The 19411-nt window shown below is 73.4% G+C and carries 4 protein-coding genes; 3 read left to right on the forward strand and 1 reads right to left on the reverse strand.

Annotation, left to right across the window (positions count from 1 at the left end; genetic code table 11):
• Positions 1-38: 38 nt before the first annotated feature.
• On the reverse strand, positions 39-530 hold the full coding sequence (locus L3i22_RS42075) for a hypothetical protein (protein WP_221323018.1): 492 nt from the start codon (positions 528-530) through the stop codon (positions 39-41).
• On the opposite strand from L3i22_RS42075, the gene L3i22_RS42080 reads away from it, so the two are divergent.
• The 3 genes from L3i22_RS42080 to L3i22_RS42090 are packed head-to-tail and all read left to right on the forward strand — an operon-like array spanning position 531 to position 19383.
• Positions 531-18239: a hypothetical protein gene (locus tag L3i22_RS42080; protein WP_221323019.1), complete on the forward strand. Its 17709-nt coding sequence runs from the start codon at positions 531-533 to the stop codon at positions 18237-18239.
• Positions 18236-18778, forward strand: a complete 543-nt coding sequence (locus L3i22_RS42085; protein WP_255657573.1) for a type VII secretion system-associated protein — start codon at positions 18236-18238, stop codon at positions 18776-18778. Before L3i22_RS42080 ends, L3i22_RS42085 begins: the two co-directional genes overlap by 4 nt.
• Complete coding sequence (locus L3i22_RS42090; RefSeq protein WP_221323020.1) at positions 18775-19383, forward strand: type VII secretion system-associated protein; 609 nt, start codon at positions 18775-18777, stop codon at positions 19381-19383. The genes L3i22_RS42085 and L3i22_RS42090 overlap by 4 nt, the downstream gene beginning before the upstream one ends.
• Positions 19384-19411: the final 28 nt, after the last annotated feature.

Consider the following 19411-nt stretch of genomic DNA (forward strand, 5'->3'; position numbering starts at 1 on the left):
AGCCCCTGGGCGTCATCGACGGCGAGAACCGACCGCCGTCACTCCCGGCCTTCCAGCTGATCAACGACCTGATCAACCGCCTGCACCAGGTGACCGCGACCGACCGCAACACCCCGCTCGCCGAGGTCCTCGCCACCCTGCCGCAGTTCGAGGTCAGCACCGTCGGCAACCAGGTCGGCATCATCGGCGGCCAGTCCCCGAAGACCGTCTACACCCAGTACACCGTCGGGGTCCCGCTGGCCGGCATGCCGGAGTTCCTGCGGAAGGTCATCCAGGACACCCGCACCCGCAACTCCCGTGACCCGCTCCAGCACGGCCTCGACTTCGCCCAGCGACTCGCCCAGCACTTCGCCGGCACCGTCTCCACCGACCCCTACCTGAACCGCCTGGTCCAGGGCATCGGCGCGATGGCCTACACACACACCGCCGCGATCTTCTCCAGCGCCGCCGACCAGCTGGAGTCGCAGCGCGACAACAAGCCGATCGAACGCCTGACCAAGAACTACCTGGGCGCCGCCTCCCGGGTGCACATGGCGGCGATGAACGCCCAGCTCCCGCCGACCGTCCAGCAGTTCCTGGAGAACAACACCGACACCATCGGCCAGGAGGTGCTCAACCAGTACCGGCAGCAGGCCCCGGAGAAGGCCGCGCTCCTGGATCAGAAGATCACCACCGACAACACCCTGACCAGCCTGTACGACGTCGACCCCCGCGCCCGCACGCTGTTCCTGAACGCGGTCCTGACCGAGGACACCCGCAACGCCCGGGGCATCCCGGTCATCGACCAGAGCGACGCCCTGGGCATCCGCACCCATCTGACCACGTTGGACCACCACACGCCCGGCGGACCGGTCGTCCCGTTGGAGATCCGCCAGCCCGACACCTACCAGGGCAAACAGCCCGGTCTGGCCGGCTCGCACGCCAAGTTCACCGAGTACGCCGACCTCAGCAACCAGCTGCACCAGCAGCACGGCGCGCCCCCGCCCGAGCACGCCATGCCGGGCGAGCCGATGGACGGCGTCGACTCGGCCGCGCCACCGCAGGACGTCGACATGGACGACGCGATCGGCTGGGGCGAGGGCGTCGAGGTGGAGACCCGCTTCCCGCTGGACGTGCCGGCCGGCAGCGCCATCGACTACGGCACCGTGCTCGCCACCAGTCCGGACAGCTTCCTGCCGGAGATCAAACTGGTGGTCGACCACGATCTCGACGGCGAGAAGATCATCGAGATCGTGGTGGGCCCGATGCGGACCATCGACGGCGAGCACCGCCCCGGCCACGAGCAGGCGTTCAGCATCATGAACGACCTGGTGACGAAGCTGCACGAGGCCAGCCGGTCGACGGCGAACACCCCCCTGGCGGACATCCTGAGCCCGCTCGGCTTCACCGTGACCCCGCAGGGCGCCCAGGTGAAGCTGGAGAGCGGCCAGGCCCCGGCCCACGTCTATCCCCAGTTCACGGTCGGCACGCCGATCGGCGGACTCGCCGACATGCTCCAGTCGATCGCCGCCGACACCCAGACCAGTCGCGCCAAGGATCCCCTGGACCAGGGTCTCGACTTCGGCGCGCAGCTCGCCCAGCTCTACCTCGGCAGCAACGGCACCGACACCGCCGGCGCCCGGGTGATCCACGGCTACGCGGCGCTGGCGTATTCACACACGGTCGCGATGTTCTCCAGCAAGGCCGACGGGCTGGCCGGCAACACCGACGCCCCGGCCTCGAAGAACTACGTCGCCGCCGCGTCCCGGGTGAACCTCGCCGGCATCCAGCTGCACCTCGCCCGGCAGCACCCGGCCGTCGCGGCGTTCTTCGAGCAGCACGCCGCGACGATCGGCAACGCCCTGCAGACGCACTACACGAACACCAACCCGGCCAAGGCCGCGCACCTCAACGACCAGCTCGCGGTGATCGACGGCGCGAAGAATCTCTTCGACGTCACGCCCGGCTCGGAGGCGCTGTTCGCCAACGCCTTCGTCGGCCCGCAGACCCGCGCCCGGCTGGGCCTCCCGGAGATCAACCAGAGCCAGGCGCTGGGCATCCACCACCACTTCGCCGAGCTCGACGACCACACTCCCGGCGAGCCGGTCATCCCGCTCGAGGCGCGGCAGATCCGCGCCTACCAGAACGAGTCGCCCGGCATCGCCGGCGTGCTCAAGCGCTTCCTGGACTACAAGCAGCGCAGCAACACGATCTACCAGCAGACCGCCAACCCGATCGCCTGGGGAGACGGCGGCCACGGCAAGGGCACCAGCCCGACCGGCCCGATCCACGTCCCCAGCGGCCTGCGCCTGATCGACGCCGAGGCCGACCCGGCCCATTTCGACCACGCCGGCAAAACCCCGAAAACCAACACCTATCAGGTGTACGGCCATGGCACGCCGGACGGCATCAAGATCGGCACCCGCACGATCGGCGCGGCCGAGCTGGCCGCCCTGATCCGGAACGATCCGGCCTGGCAGAACAAGCCGATCCAGCTGGTCGCCTGTGACACCGGCGCCGGGACGTTCATCGACGAACTACGGCAACACCTTCCCGGCGTACGCATCGATGCCCCTCGCCGCCCAGCCTGGACCACCGCGAACGGCGACGTCTTCGTCGCCGGCTCGACCATCGTCGGCGGACGCCGCCGTCCCGACACCACCCCGCACCCGGACAACGCCTGGAACACCGGCGTCGCGCGGAAGAACCCGGACGAGACCGACGACTCCCCGGAGACGATCAAAAAGCGCCCGGTCACCGCGAAGACCTACCACTCGGTGCACCCGCCGACCGGCACCGACCTGGACCCGGACGACCCGTGGGCGATCGGCGTCGAGATCGAGACCCGGTTCATCCTGACCGAGGACATCCCGTACAGCACCGTCCTGGCCCAGACCCCACCCGGCACACACCCCGCGATCAAACTGGTCGTCGACCACGACGGCATGAACGACCCGATCATCGAGATCGTCACCGAGCCCCTGGCCACCATCGACGGCGAGCACCGCCCGCCCTCCGCGCCGGCCTTCCGGACCATCAACGCCCTGGTCGAGCAACTGCACGCGGCGACCCGCTCGGGCCGCAACACCTCGCTGGCCGACGTGCTCGCCCCGCTGAAGTCGTTCCAGGTCACCGACGCCGGCCGGAACGTCTCGTACAGCACCGGCCTCTCGACCCCCGCCGTCAACGACCTGTTGCAGCAGGTCGCGAGCACCGCGACCAACCCGGACCACCCGGCCGTCGTCACCCTGAACCGCGGTATCGAATTCGGTCAACGGCTGGCCGAGCAGCTCGGCGACGACAGCGTCCGCGGGGTCGGCGCGCTCGCCTACACCCACACCGCGGCGATGTTCGAGGCCACCGCCGACGCCATGGCCGGCAACGGCAACCCCGACCAGCTGCCGCAGCGGATGCGCGACTACCTGGCGGTCGCCGCGCCGGTGAACCTGGGCTCGGTCGCCGCCGACCTGACCCCCGAGGCCCGGCAGCTGATCGAGGACAACTTCACCAACATCACCCGCGCTCTCGCGATGACCTGGAAGCAGCAGAGCCCGCAGAAGGCCGCCTTCCTCGACGCGAAGCTCGGCGACGGCCAGACCTACTTCGACCTGGCCCGCCCGATCCCCGCCGTCACCGCGAACCTCCTGCTCACCGGTCAAGCACTGCAGCAGTCCGGCGTCCCGGTCATCACCGCGGACAGCCCGGGCGGCCAGGCGTTCAAGGACACCCTGGCGCCCCCGGCCGCGTTCCAGGTCAGCGACGCCGGCCGCCACGTCCAGGTCGAGGGCGAAGCCGCCTCGACCGGCCTCTACACCCAGTTCACCGTCGGCGTCCCGGTCGACGGCATGGCCGAGTTCTTCCAGGCCGCCGTCGAGGACGCCACCAGCAAACCGCGCCGCTCCGGCAAACCCTCCCCGGCCGCCGGCCTGCTCGCCGACGGCCTCACCTTCGGCGACCGGCTGGCCCAGGAGTTCGCAAAGACCTCGCCCGACCAGCACCTGCGGCAGATCGTCAAGGGCGTCGGCTCCCTCGCCTACAGCCACACCGGCGCGATGTTCGAGGCCACCGCCGACATCGTCGAGAAGCAGACCAAAGACAAGAACATCCCCCGCCTCACCAAGAACTACCTGACCGCCGCCTCCCGCGTCGACCTCAACGCGATCAACGCCCAGCTCCCGCCCCAGGTCCAGCAGTTCCTCGAACAGAACTCGCAGGCCATCGCCGAACAGATCCAGCACAGCTGGAAACAGGCCAGCCCCGAGCGATCCGCGATCCTCGACCAACAGCTGGCAGCCGGTCAGACCTACTACCACCTGGACGACAACACCCCGCGCGTCCTGGCCAGCACCATCCTGTCCAAACCCGCGCTCGACCGGGCCGGCATCGAGCCGATCAACCAGAGCGACGCCTTCGGCATCCGCACGTTCCTGACCGACGTCGACACCCACACGCCGGGCCGTCCGGTGGTGGCCTTCGAGGTCCGCCAGCCCAACACCCACCAGCACGACCCGAACCGCGCCGGGATGCCGGGCACGCAGTCCCGCTTCGACGACTACGCCGCCCTCACCAACCGCGTCTACCACCAGCCGACCACCACCCCCGCCCCGGCCGACACCGCGATGGTCGAGGCGCTGACCTGGAGAAACGGCACCGAGCCGACCGGCCCGACCCGGGTGCCGAGCGGCCTGCGCCTGATCGACGCCGAGGCCGACCCGGCGCACTTCGACCACGCCGGCAAGACCCCGAAAACCAACACCTACCGGGTGTACGGCCATGGCACCCCGGACGGGATCAAGGTCGGCGCCCGCACGATCGGGGCGGCGGAACTCGCCGCGATGATCCGGAACGACCCGGCCTGGCAGAACCGGCCGATCCAGCTGGTCGCCTGCGACACCGGCGCCGGGACGTTCATCAATCAACTACGGCAACACCTTCCCGGCGTACGCGTCAATGCTCCTCTTCGGACGGCCTGGACCACCGCGGACGGCGGAGTCTTCGTCGCCGGCTCGACCATCGTCGGCGGACGCCGACGCCCGGACCTCACCCCGCACCCGGACAACGCCTGGTCCACCGGCGTCGCGCAGCGGAACCCGGACGAGACCGACGAGTCCCCGGAGACCGTCGCCAAGCGGCCGGTCGCCGAGACCACCCACCCGTCGCCGCCGCTCGACGGCGACCTCGACCCGGACGACCCGTGGGCGATCGGCGTCGAGATCGAGACCCAGTTCGCCCTGGACACCCCGGGCGACGTCGACGTCGGCTACGCCACCGTGCTCGCCCAGACCCGCGACGGCATCCACCCCGCGATCAAACTGGTGATGGACCACTCCGGCGGCGAACAGATCATCGAGATCGTCACCGAACCCCTGGGCGTCATCGACGGTGAGCACCGGCCACCCGCGATGCCCGCGTTCCAGCTGATCAACGACCTGATCAACCGGCTGCACGAGGTGTCCCGCAACGATCGCAGCACCCCGCTGGCCGAGGTGCTGGCCACGCTGCCGCAGTTCCAGGTCAGCGACGTCGGCAACCAGGTCGGCATCGTCGGCGGGCAGTCGCCGAAGCAGGTCTACACGCAGTACACCGTCGGGGTGCCGCTGGCCGGCATGCCGGAGTTCCTGCGGAAGGTCATCCAGGACACCCGCACCAGGAACACCCGCGACCCACTCCAGCACGGCCTCGACTTCGCCCAGCGCCTGGCCCAGCACTTCACCGGCACCGTCTCCACCGACCCGCACCTGAACCGGCTGGTCCAGGGCATCGGCGCGATGGCCTACACGCACACCGCGGCCATCCTGGCCAGCGCCGCCGACCGGTACGAGTCGCAGCGCGACAACAAGGCGATCGACCGGCTCACCAAGAACTACCTGGGCGCCGCCTCCCGGGTGCAGATGGCCGCGCTGAACACCCAGCTCCCGCCGGTCGTCCAGCGGTTCCTGGAGGACAACGTCGAGAACATCGGCCGGGAGGTGGTCGAGCAGTTCCGGCGGCAGTCGCCGGAGCGGGCCGCGCTGCTCGACCAGAAGCTCGCCGCGGACGGGCTGACCAGCTTCTACGAGGTCGACACCCGAGCCCGCACGCTGCTGTTCAACGCAGTGCTGACCGAGGACACCCGTGCCGCGCGGGGCATCCCGACCATCGACCAGAGCGACGCGCTGGGCATCCGCACCCACCTGACCACCCTGGACCACCACACGCCCGGCGGACCGGTCGTCCCGCTGGAGGTCCGCCAGCCCGACACCTACCAGGACAAACAGCCCGGCCTGGCCGGCTCGCACGCCAAGTTCACCGAGTACGCCGACCTCAGCAACCAGCTGCACCGGCAGCACGGCGCCGCGCCGGACGTCGACATGGCCGACGCCCTCGGCTGGGCGCCGGCGGCCGATTCGCCGGTGCCCGGGCTGGCCCGGACGCCGTCGCTGTTCACCATCGCCGAGGAGCCGGAGACCGACGCCGAGCTGGCCCAGGCGATCCGCCGGGCCCTGCCCGACTACCTGCGGGAGAGCCGGCACCTGGGCCTGGCCCAGCAGACGGTCGAGGCGCGGGTCGACCCGCCGGACCTGACCGCCCTGGTCCCGGACCTGGATCCGGCGATCCACGAGCAGCTGCGGCAGCTGATGCGCACCGACGTGGGCCACTTCCTCGGCGACGCGCACGCCGAGCCGGTCGTCGTCGACGGCCGGCCGGTCGAGCTGGTGATCCACGCCGTCCTCGACCCGGACCACCTGACGGTCACCGGCCCGGCGGACGGCAAGAACGACGGCAAGGACGTCAAGGCCGCCACCAAGGACACCGGCAAGACCACGCTGACCAGCGGCGTGGCCGACGACCAGAGCCTGAACCCGCGGATCGCCGTGACCGCGCTGCCCCCGGTGGTCGGCGACCTCTCGGTCACCGTGCCGATGGCCGCCAGCACCACCGACGCGCACACCGGGACGGTCGAGGACACCCTCAGCAGCACCCTGAAGCTCAAGAACGGCATCCAGGTCGACATGCCGTTCCGGTACGTCGTCGAGCTGCGCGACCCGGACGGCACGCCGCTGCGCGACCCGCTGACCGCGGACGGGCGGGTGGACCTGGTCGTACCCAAGGATCTGCGCCGCCCGAAGGGTGAGCGCAGCCGCCGCCGCCCGCCCACCGCCGCGGTCGTGGAGAGCGCGATCGCCCGCCCCGGCCCGGCCGGCGACTTCTACACCCAGGTCGCGAGCCAGCTGCACCTCGACGCCGAGGGCAAGCGGATGCTGCGGGACTTCCTCGGCGACCGCAACGTCCAGAAGGAGCTGCACAAACTCGAGCACGGTGCGGACGCGCTGCCGAAGGCCGGCTGGGTCACCTCCGACCCGCTGGCCGAGCGGCCCAGCCGCAATCCGTTCCGCGGGCCGCGGCACACCGCCGTCCGGATGCGTCTGGTCCCGCGCCTGACCCGGGTCGTGGAGACCGTCGAGGACGCCCGGCACGAGGTCACCAGCGCGCACGCGGCCGAGCAGAGCGACCACCGCGCCGCGTCCCGGACCGTCGGCGTGGCCGGTGGGGTCGGCGCCGGCACCGAGACCGGCGCGGCGAACTTCGCGGTCGGCCCGCGCGCCGGCTACTCCCGCACAGCCGAGAACAGCCAGGAGCACTCCACCGCGACCGGCGGCAAGCAGATCACCGGCAGCGACGGCCCGATGGTCCGCTACCAGGTGGTCTACGACCTGGAGGTGGCGCTGCCCGGCCGCAAGCCGGCGAAGCTGGACGGCACGGTGGAGAGCTTCCAGTGGGCCACCCCGGAGCGGATCGCCGAGGCCGGCCTGGACCCGCGGGCCGCCGCCGAGTGGCCGGGCCGGCACGGCGACGACCGGGTCTGGCACGCCCCGCGGAACCTGGAGCACGGGGTCTCCTTCGACGGCGCGATCCCGCAGCTCAGCGACGCCGGCAGCCTGTACGAGGCGATCGCCGACGCGCTGCGCGACGTCCCCGGCCGCCCGCGCCTGGACCGTTCCCTGTTCGGCCTGTTCCTGTCCGCGAACGACCTGCTCGGCGACATGGGCGACCCGAAGTACGACGGCCACCCGGACTCGGACGACCGGGCCGCGTGGCAGCGCGCCGACGCGGTCCGGGCCGCGCTCGGCGAGGACCAGCTGGTCAAGCTGCTCAACCGGATCGTCGGCCCGGGCCTGCACATCCCGGTGCTGTACGAGGGCACCCGGCACAACTACCCGACCATCATCAAGATCACCGGCGAGATGGGGCCGCTCTCCGACGGCCCGACCGCCCGCCGCCGCACCGACGACACCGGCACCCGGCTGAAGGAGAAGAGCAGCACCGTCTCCGGCCGGGGCACCACCACGACCGGCGAGGTCGGCGTCGAGGGCCGGGTCTACGGCCCGCTGTCCAAGTTGTACGGAACGCTGCTCGCCGGCATCCGGTTCGCCCGGACGTCCACCCGCACCCAGGCGCTCGGCGTCTCCCAGAGCGCCACGTTCCACCTGGACCACGGCACCTCGGTGGACGCGGACGGCAAGATCACCCCGGGAACCGTGCGGGCGTTCGCGACCGAGTTGACGCTGACCGTCGAGACCGAGTCGTACCGGACGCTGAACACCACCGGGCGGCGCACCTCGATCGGCACGCCCCGGCGCGGCATGCCCGGCCCGATCGAGCCGGCCGCGATCCCGGCGCAGACCCACAAGCTGGACGTCCGCCTGTTCGTGCCGCAGGACCGGACCACCCGCGAGAAGCCGCCGGCGCCGGACACCAGCCGCGCGGTGACCAGCGAGCCGATCGAGCGGCCCAACCCGATCGCCGGGATCGGCGGCGGCTACTCCCGGGACCTGGACGGCAACCGGCTCACCTCGTTCACCGCGTCGAAGGCGCTGCGGGACGCGACGATGCGGGTGCTGCGCAGGGCGTCCCGGGACGATCCGCTGTTCGACTCGTTCGCCACCACCATCCCGCTGACCGTCGGCGAGGTGCTCGCCCCCGAGTCGATGACCGCCGACCCGTCGCTGTTCAGCACGGCCACCGAGATCACCGGCCTGACCCACGAGCGGCGGACCTCGGACACCACCGCGCAGGCCAAGATCCGGCTGCGGCCGGCGAACCCGCGGATCGTCGACGGCACCGAGTACGACAAGCGCAAGCAGTCGCACACCGGCGGCACCCGGGCGAGCAGCGCGAAGGGCCGCCAGTTCGAGTTCGGCGCGACCGTCACCGGCGTCGGCTCGGTCACGCACGCGCCGGTGCCGACCGGCTGGCTGCGCTACATCCCGGGCGGGATCTTCGTCGGCCAGCTCGCTCCGCTGGCCCGCCGCTGGGGCACGAGCCGCGATCAGGACCTGACCGGCAACTCGCGGCTGTCGCTGACCGGGCGCGCCGAGCGCAAGGTGCTCGTCCAGTTGGACCTGGACGCCGAGGTGACCGCCGAGGTGCACGCGAACCCGTGGCATCCGGGCAGCGGGAAGACCACCGCGGCGGCCGAGCACGTGCTGATCCCGGACGGCGTCCAGATGTGGATGACCGAGGCGCAGTACCACCGGCTGCGCGAGCACGACGCCGAGTTCACCGCCACCCGCGCCGACCTCGAGGTGGCCCGGACCCAGCAGCGGGAGCGGCGCGACCTCGCGGACGCCCAGCGGCAGGAGCTCGACGACCAGCAGCGCACGCACGCCACCGAGCAACACGACCTGAGCCGGCACCAGCAGGACGAACGCGCCGCGCTGAGCGCCGCCCACACCCGCGCGCTGATCGACCGCAAGGCCGGGCACCGCGCGACCCGGGCCACCGTCCAGAGCCGGATCGACGCCGCCCGGGACCTGGACCGGCTGCGGGCGGAACACCGGGCCGAGACCCACGCCCTCGACGAGAACCACACCGCGGCCGTACGCACCCTGGCCGGTCACCAGACGCAGGCCCGCACCGACCTGGAGACGGCCCACGAGGCCGCCGCCCGGGAACTGTCCCGGCGGCACAACAACGCGATCCTGCTCCGGCTCGACGAACGGGTCGCCCGGGCCCACGCCGTACGGGACGAAGCCCCTGAACCCGAAGCGAACCGCGCGGTGCCGGACGGCCTGCTCACCCCGCCGCCGGTGGCGCGCCCCGCAGGGGCCGCCCCGGTGACCGGCGCGCCCAGCGTCGGGATCGGCGGCACGGTGACCCCGATCGATCTCAGTGACCGGGTCGACCAGCTGCGCACCAACCTGATCAAGGGCTTCACCAGGGAGAACGGCGGCGACGAGGGCAAGGCCCGGGAGACCGCCGAGCGGCTGCTGCCGCGCGACACGCTGGCCGGCCCGCACGACAACACCCGGGCGGTCCGCGACTTCCTGGCCACCCTCAACCGGCACCTGCCCGGCGGGCTCAACGGCGGCCGCACCCAGCCGCTGCGCCTGGAGGACCGGCTCACCGGCCACACCTACTACCTGACCGCCGACCTGACCTTCCCGGCCCCGCTGACCGGGGCGACCGTCGCGCACGTCGACGAGCTCGGCACCTCGGGCAAGGTGGAGATCGCGGAGAACGAGGTCCGGTCCCGCTGGCGGCAGAAGCTCGGCGGCTCGGTCACCGCCCGGTTCAACCAGACGCTGCGCGAGGCCGGCAGCGCCACCACCGCGCCGCGGGCCGGCTCGCTCGGCACGGCGCTGCGCACCGGCCTGAAGTGGGGCACCCGGGACAGCAAGACGACGGCCGGCCGCAAGAGCGTGCACAAGCAGTCGCTGACCGCCTCCGGTCCGATGGTGGCGTGGCGCGGCGCGGCGACGATCGAGCTGTTCATCACGCACGGCGACCGGCACCTGGGCCGCGCCGGCGAGCAGGTCGGCGACGTGCTCGCCACCGATGTGCGGATCCACCCGGTCGAGTTCCACGCGCTGCCCGGCGACACGCTGCCGGCCCCGGCGACCGGGCAGACCCGGCTCGGCCAGGCCGGCCCGATCCTGACCGTCGACGCGGCCCAGCACACCGCCGCGGCCCGGACCGCGTGGCGCACCGCCGACGGCGCCCTGCGGCTGCCGGCGGAACCCGACGCGTACGCCGTGGAACGCGTCCTGCCGGACATGGCCGCCCTGCGCGCCGCGGCCGCGCAGGCCATCCTGGAGTCGCACGGCGACGTGGACGACGACACGATCGCCGCCCTGGACAGCGCGCTGACCCCGGACATCGTGGCGACCGCGCTGCGGGCGATGACCGACGGCACGTTCGCGATCCCGCTGCCGATCGACGCCGACCGCTTCCTCTACGTCGACGCCCGGATCCTCACTGACTCGGCCCGGCTGACCGGCGCCGATCACCGCATCCGGGTCAAGAGCTCGGTCACCGACGATCACCAGCGCAAACAGGAGGTCAAGGCGACCGGCCTGGAGACCACCACCGCGCCGGTCGTCGCCGCCGCGGGCGGCAGCACGCACGGCGAGCAGCGCCGCGACTTCCAGTCCGTGTTCGGCTCCACCCAGGCCGACCGGGACCTGCTCAGGACCGGGTCACCGGCCCTGGCGACCGGCACCGAGCACGGCCACGAGCTCAGCGCCAAGCCGGCCGCCGAACGCTCGCCGGACGACACGCTGACCCGCGGGCTGCTCTACGACATGCGGTTCCGGTTCACCGTCGGCACCCGGCCGGGCGTGTTCTCCACCGGGCCACGGCGCACCGGCGGCACCGAGCTCACCGTGACCGACGCGGCGCTGCTGCGGGTCACCGACCGCGTCGCCGAGGAGCTGACCGGCCGGAAGCTGCCCGCCGAGCTCACCGCCGCGGCGCGGGACCTCGCGGACGCGTCCAAGACGTACAGCGCGGCGGCCACCCGGACCGACGCGGTGCGCCGCCGGGGCGCCGAGGGCGGGCCGCTGGTCGCCGCCCGGGCCGCCGAGGAGGCCGCGGCGAAAACCTGGGAAAAGACCATTCGCGCGTACGGCGTACAGCTCACCCAGGCGCAACGTGACCCGATCACCCCGGCCGCAGCCCTGGCCGATCCGTCCGCCGCCCCGATCTGGATCCTCGGGCGCGACGACCGCGCCGACGCCACGGTGCGCACCGACACCGACGGCGCGGTGACCGCCCTGACCTTCGGGCTCACCCCCGAGCACACCACCGGGCTGCGGGCCGAGGCCGAGGCGGCGACCCGCGCCACCTACCTGCACCGCGACGACGACGGCGCCCGGGCCGGCCGGGCCATGCCGTGGCGCGGCGACCAGCCGCTCTCGGTGCACGGCCGCAGCGACGGCACCGGGCACGTCGTGGTGGCGCTCGCCGGGCGCGGCGCGGTCCGGCTCACCCCGGCCGACTTCGCCGAGCTGACCGCCCGGACCCTGCGGCAGCACGGCGCCGAGCCGGACCGGCTGCTGCTGCTCCCGTCCGGCCCGGGCACGTTCGCCCGGGACTTCACCGCGGCCGCGCGCACCCGGCTCGGCGCGGACGTCGTCGTGCACACGGCCGACGGCCCGGCCACCGTCCACAACGGACGGCTGGCGATCGGCGCCGGCCGGATCAGCACCGACACGCCGCCGGGCGCGACGCCCCCGCCCGCGGCCACCCCGCGGCTGCGCGGCAAGCCGTACACGATCGCCGACGTCAAGCACACCGTGCTGCCGAACCCCGGCGCGAAGCGGGTCGCGATCATGTTCCCGTCGCGGGCCGGCGACCGGGAGACCATGCCCCGGCAGGCCGCGGCGATCATGCAGAGCGGCACGTCCTGGTACGACGTGCTGCGCGGCGGCGCCGGCTCGCCGACCGAGGGCCGGGTCGAGATGCCCGGCAGCACCGACGGCCGGACGCTGCTCGTCGAGGCGCACGGCACCGTCGACGGCTTCCAGGTCGAGATGAACGACGGCGAGCTCGTCACCGTCGACGGCGACGATCTGGCGATGCTGGTCCAGCAGGCGTCCGCGCTGCACCCGGAGAGCACGATCCTGCTCGCGGCCTGCGACACCTACGCCGAGGACGAGCCCGGAAGCGCCGCGCACGACTTCGAGCGGCGGGTCCGCGAGCTCGGGCACCGGGGGCCGGTGCTGGCGCCGACCGATCAGCTGATCGTCCGGCACGAGGACGGCGACAACGACGAGCGGGACGCCGGCGACCACGTGCTGCGGGTCGCGCACGGCGGCCGGATCGCCAGGGTCGGCGACCGGGCGGCCGCGCTCGCCGCGACGCCGGTCGGCGGGAGCCGGCACGTGCCGCTCGCCGAGGACCGTCACGACGACCCGCTCAGCCCGGCGGACCTGGCCGACGTCCGGCCCCCGGCCCGGCTGATCGACCGGAACGGGCAGGAGTTCGGGGTCACCTTCAGCCGCGATCCCGGGCCGGTGCGGGACTGGGCGCGCACGATCGATTCCGGACAGCTGGACACGGTGTGGACGTACCCGGGGGCGATCGGCGAGGGTCTGCCCAGCGCCGGGCTCGCCGACTTCTCGCCGCGGCACGGCAACGCGGTGTACGTCGTGCACACCGACGGCGCGGACGGCTGGTCGGCGTCAGTCCCGCTGCACGACGACCGCGACGGGCGGCTCGACGGCGCCGGCCTGGTCGCCGCGCTGAGCAGCCCGGAGCTCGGCGACCTGCGGCTCGACCGGTTCCCGCGGCGGACCTCGATCCTGCTGCTCGCGCCGTGGGCCGGCTTCCACGACAGCGACCGGCACCTCGGCCACCAGGTGATGCGTGCCGCGCAGCACGCCGGCTTCCCGGGGAACGTGTTCGCGCTGCGGACCACGGCGGCGCTGCTGCCCGGCGGGGTCGCGGTCGGGTACGACGGCGGGTTCACCAAGTTCGTGCCGTCCCGGATGTACTTCGACCGGATCGTCGCGGCGGACGCCGACCCGGCCGCCGCGATGTTCCGCGACAGCGCCACCCCCGGGGCCTTCGCCGTCGAAACGGTCGAGGAGCCCCCGCTCGCTGCCGACCCTCCGCCCGATTCCACTCCGGCGCCCGATTCCACTCCCGCGGCCGAGGAATCGGAATCGGACACCGACTCGGAGAGCGACAGCGACAGCGACGACGACCTGCTCGACGAGAGCCGCGACCCGCGCCCGGCCGCCCCGTTCACCCCGCAGGCGATCGCCGCGCCCGACGGCACCCCGCGCACCACCCCGCACACCGACCCGCACGGCCGGCCGTTCGCGGTCTCGCTGCTCCCCGACCCGGCGCTCACCCAGCGCCTCACCGACCAGGCCGCCGACCTGCCGGACGGCTGGATCGACAAGGTCGAGGGCCGCAGCCTGATCCCGGCCCCGTGGGCGGACGGCGCGCCGCGCCCCGACGGCCGCCCGATCACCGTCTACCTCAAGCGCGAGTTCGACGCCACCGACCTGGTGGTCCCCGCGCACGGCGGCGGCACCCGGACGATGAAACCCGCCGAGGTCATCGCCGCGCTCTACGCCGACCCGCACTTCCGGTCACTGGACCAGGGGCCGGTCGCCACCCCGGTGATCTTCGTGATCGACGCGATCGGCGACCACGAGTGGACCGCGCGGACCGCCCGGGAACTGTTCGACGCCCAGCTCGCGCACGGCGGCTACCGGCCGGTCTACTACCTGCACGGCCTCTGGCTCAGCCAGGCCCGGCTGCCGTTCTCGTACGTCGAGGAACCGGGCTCCGGCTTCCGCCTGGTCCGCGGGCCGGAGGCGGCCGACCTGGAGATCGTCGAGCTGCCCGGCGGGCGCGGCCTGGCCTTCCCGACCGCCGACGAGCAGAACCCGATCACCCAGGCGGCTCGGGGCGCCCGGCGGCTGCCGCCCGGCGACGACTTCTTCGTGGCGGTGGACGGCGACGCCGAACGGTTCCTCCCGGCGGTGGCCGGCGGCGGGCGGCAGGTCGCCCTGACCGGCGCCGCCCTCGCCGGCGTACTGACCGGGCACGGCACGTTCGCGGCGCTGCCCGGCACCCGCGAGGTGACCCTGCTCTCCGGGGCGGCCGGGCGGCACAACCGGGCCGGGCACAGCGGCTACGACTTCGCCACCGCCGTCGGCCACCCGGTCTTCGCGGCGGTGCCCGGGCGCCGCCGCCGGATCGGCGCGCTCCGGCCCGAGGACGTGCAGGGCATCGGACTGAAGCACCCGACGGCCGGGTCGATCGGCGCGTACTTCCCGGGCCACCAGGACTTCCACACCCACACCCACCATGCGTACGACAAGTGGCAGGAGAACGCCTCGCTCGGTCAGCTCGGCGTCTACGCGGGATCCCGCAAGCCGACCCCGTGGGGCTATGATAAGCCCACCGTGGTGGTACTGCGCGACGTGAACCGGGCCGGCGTGAACGTCCGGACCGGCGACATCCTGCACCAGGGCACCGAGCACCTGCCGCCGCACGCCGCCGCCCGGGCGATCGTCGGCTCCACCGAGTTCCGCGCGGCCGCCGCCGAGGGCAAGTTCACTGCCCGGCCGGTCGTGCTGGTCCTGCCGGCGGACACCCCGGTCGCGACGGCCGCCCGGCTGGCCCACGCGACCAGCCGCGAGCTGCGCCGCTCCGGCTACTTCCGGACGGTGCACGCGCTGGTCGGCGCGGAACCGGCCGCGGACGGCTCGCTGACCGAACCGGCCTGGCACACCGCGATCGAGCCGGACCCGCTGCGGCCCCGCGACGTCGAGATGCACGCCGTGTACTACCGCGGCGGCGAGTACGCCGGCGTCTCGTTCCCGAGCCGGGACCTGGCCGCCGACGCCACCTCGACCGACCTGTTCACCGACAGCAACTTCGTCCGGCGCACCGTGGTCGGCGGCCCGCTGCGGTACAGCAGCATCCGGGAGAAGTTCGACGAGCTCGGCGCCACGAGCCACCCGCTGCGCGCGGCGGACGACAAGTGGCACGCGATGATCCTGGCCCACGGCACCCCCACCGACGTGATCACCCGGATGCGCCGTGGCCCGGACCGCCCGATGGTCGACGGCGACGTCATCGCCGACCTGCTGGACCGGTCCGGCCAGCGGCAGCGGTGGTCACCGGACGTCTACGGCGGCTTCCTCGCGGCGATCTGCCTGATCGGGCAGAAGTATCCCGACGGGCCGGCGGCGGCCCTGCAGCGCCGGCTGGCCGAGCTCGGCGACGACCGGCCGGTGCTGGCCGGCAGCATGAGCGTGGTCCTGCAGACGGTCACCGGCGACATCGCCGTCGACGAGAAGGGCGAGTACCGCACGTTCCCCGCCCCCGCCCCCGCCGCCCCGGCCACACCCGACGCCCCGGCCGCCACCACCGCCGCCGCCTCCCCTACCGCCGGGCCCGCCTCCGAGCCGGGGCCGACGTCCGGCAACGAGTTCTCCGAACCCCGCGAGGAGACCGGCGAGGAGACGGTGCCGCAGCCGGACGGGGTGCTGCCGCCCGGGCCCGCCCCCACCGCACCGGCCGCGCCGGCCGACCTGGCCCTGGCCGATGTCGTGATCACCACGGCGACCGGACCGGGCGGGCGACTGGCCGCGATCGGCTTCCCACTCAGCGAGGAGCAGGCCGACGCGTTCCGCTCGGCTGCCGTGATCTCCGAGGTGGACGGACAGCCGGCGATCACTTTCCTGCTCGGCGACTCTTACGGGGACGCCGTCCTCGTCCACCGGCGCGGTGCGGGCATCGTGCGGATGCCCGGGTCGCAGCTGGCGACCATGCTCGCCCAGGCCGGACTGCGCTCGGTGCCGGGCGTCGGCCCGCGCACCCCACTGGTGCTGTGGAGCGGCTGGGCCGGCACCGGCTCGGCCAACTCGTTCTTCTCGGGCCTCAGTGACGCCCGAGTGCCCTACTCGCACGGCATGGCTCCGGACGTCGCCGTCGCGGAGGCCCCGGAATACGCCGAGCTCACCGACAACGGCGAGTTCCGCTGGTACGTCAACCCGAAGCCGGAACCGGGCGACACCGGCTCGCGGATCGTCACCATGCCGCCCACGATCCTGCCCCAGCCCCGCCCCCTGCCCCCGCCCATGACACCGGCACCGGCACCGGCCCCGGCGCACCCGGCTCAGGACGTGACTCCCCTGGCCGGGCCGCAACTGGCGGATCTGCGCCAGCGGACGCTGGTCCGCGACGGCCAGCTCGTCGCGATCGCTTTCGGTCGTGGCGCGAGCGGCCCGTCCGGCATCCGCGACACCCTCAAGAAGATCCACGACAACGACCAGAGCCACTACGTCACCTCCGACGGCCACCGCCGCCAGACCAAACGCCGGCTCCCGTTCCCCACCCGGGACACCGACCCGACCCCGACGGTCTGGATCGACATCCGCGGCCGCGGCGACCACTTCGAGATCGACACCCCGATCCGCGCCGGCCGCTCGACCCCGGACACCACCTACGCCTACTCCGGCTCCGCGCTGGCCGACCTGCTGTTCCCGGCGATCACCCAGTCCCGGGCCGGCCACCCGCGGATCGTGCTGCTCGCCTCCCGCAGCGCGGAAGGCCGGGCCGGCTACGACTTCACGACCCGGCTGGACCAGCTCGGCTACACCGGCCGGGTCTTCGGCCTCACCGGCACCCACCACCGCGGCTCGACCGGCTCCGCCCTGATCGGCGTCGGCGGCAACGGCCGCATCACCGAGATCGTCACCACGCCGGCCCCCGCTCCCGCCACACCACAGCCGGACCCGGCACCCGCCGCCACACCACAGCCGGACCCGGCACCCGCCGCCACACCACAGCCGGACCCGGCACCCGCCGCCACACCACAGCCGGACCCGGCACCCGCGCCCCGGCCGGCCCTGGTCCCGGCCGGCACCCCGGTCATCGACCCGGCCTCGGTCCCGGTCGTCCGGGTCACCGATCCGGCCACCGGCACCCTCCTGGCCGCCGCCTTCCCGTCCCCCAAGGACCGGATCGACGGCATCAAGCCCTACCTGCAGCGAGTGCTCAAGAGCGGGCACCGCGTCTACGCCCAGACCGCCAAGGGCCGGCTGACCCCGAAGCTGCTCAGAACCCCGTGGGGCGGCGCGACCGGCCGCCCGATCCTCTTCCTCGAGTTGCACGGCAACGAGAAGGTCTTCGCCGTCGGCCAGACCGGCGGCCGCAAAGCCCTGCTCAACGGCGAGCAGTACGCCGACCTGCTGATCGCCCTGCGCCTGCTCGACGAGGCCCCGGGCATCAGACAGGGCGTGATCGTGATGTTCTCCTGCATGGTCGGCGGCACCGACCGCCCGGGCGGCGCCGCCCACGATCTTGGCCGCACGCTGCGCGACTCCGGCGAGTTCGCCGGCACGCTCTACGCCCCGACCAAGATCTTCAGCAAGATGCCGGACGCCGGCCGGCACCCGCTGATCCAGTCGTTCCAGCTGATGGGTGTCCGCGGCGGCGGCACCTTCGTAGAGATCGGATCCAATCAGTGACCGACGAATACGTCCTGCTCCTGGACCCGGCGTGGTCGCCGGACGACGGCACGGAACCGCCGGTCGAGGCGATCGCCGGGCTGTGGCCGATGCGCCCGGACGGCACCACGGGCCGGTTCCGCGGCAATCCGGACTACCGGCCGGTCGATCCGGACGCGCCGACCGACCCGATCGACTCCGCGCTCCGCGACATCGCCTACGACCAGGCCGGCACCGAGGTCCTGGAGGTCGTGCTCCGCGACGCGCTGGTCGAGTTCGCCGGCAACGGCGACGGACGCCCGCTGCTGGCCCACTCGCCCGACGACGTGCTCTGCGCGGTGATCGCCACCGCCGAGCCGCACCGCCGGCGGATCGCCGCGCCGCAGTGGCAGCGGGTCACCGTCGAGGAGGTCGCCGAGCTGCTGCCGGACGGCACCGACCTGCTGATCAACCCCGGCGGACCCGCGGCCATCCGCCTCACCGCCGGCTTCGTCCGGCGCGTCGCGGCGATCTCCGACAAGGACCTGACTGCGGCGTACGACCGGATCGCCGCCCGATGACCACGATCGAGACATACCTGTTGCTGATGGACCCGGCCTGGGTCCCGGGCCCGGACGACGAGGTCCCGCCGGTGCCGGCGATGGCCGGCTCGTGGCCGGTCGGCCCGGGCGGCGACGTCGGCGCCTTCCGGCCGAACCCGGAGTACCGCCCGGCCGACCCGGACGCCCCGGCCGACCCGCTCGACGCCCTGCTGCGCACCGCCGTGACCGCGCCGCCGCCGGTCGAGCTGGTCCGCCTGCTGCTCCGGGAGAGCATGTTCGACGTCGCGCTCGACGAGCACGACCGGCCCCTGGTCGTCTACTCCCCGGACCGCGTGCTGTGCCTGATCGTGGCGACCAGCGCCCCGCAGCGCGACCTCGTCCCGGTGGCCGGCTGGCGGCGCACCGACCTGCTCGGCCTGATCGAGCTGCTCGACGACGGCGTGGACGTGCTGGCCAACCCGTACGGGCCGGTCCCGGCCCGGATCACCGGCGACGACGTGCGCGCCGCCTACCTGCTGGACGACGGCGAGCTGGCGGCGGCCCGGGACCTGTTGCGCGCCCGGCACCCGCGGCGCGACGCGGCGGTGCTGCCGTGGCTCGGCGGCCCGTCCGGGCAGATCTGAGGGCGGATCGAGCAGACGCGCGCCGGTG

The sequence above is a fragment of the Actinoplanes sp. L3-i22 genome (genome assembly GCF_019704555.1).
Classification (GTDB): domain Bacteria; phylum Actinomycetota; class Actinomycetes; order Mycobacteriales; family Micromonosporaceae; genus Actinoplanes.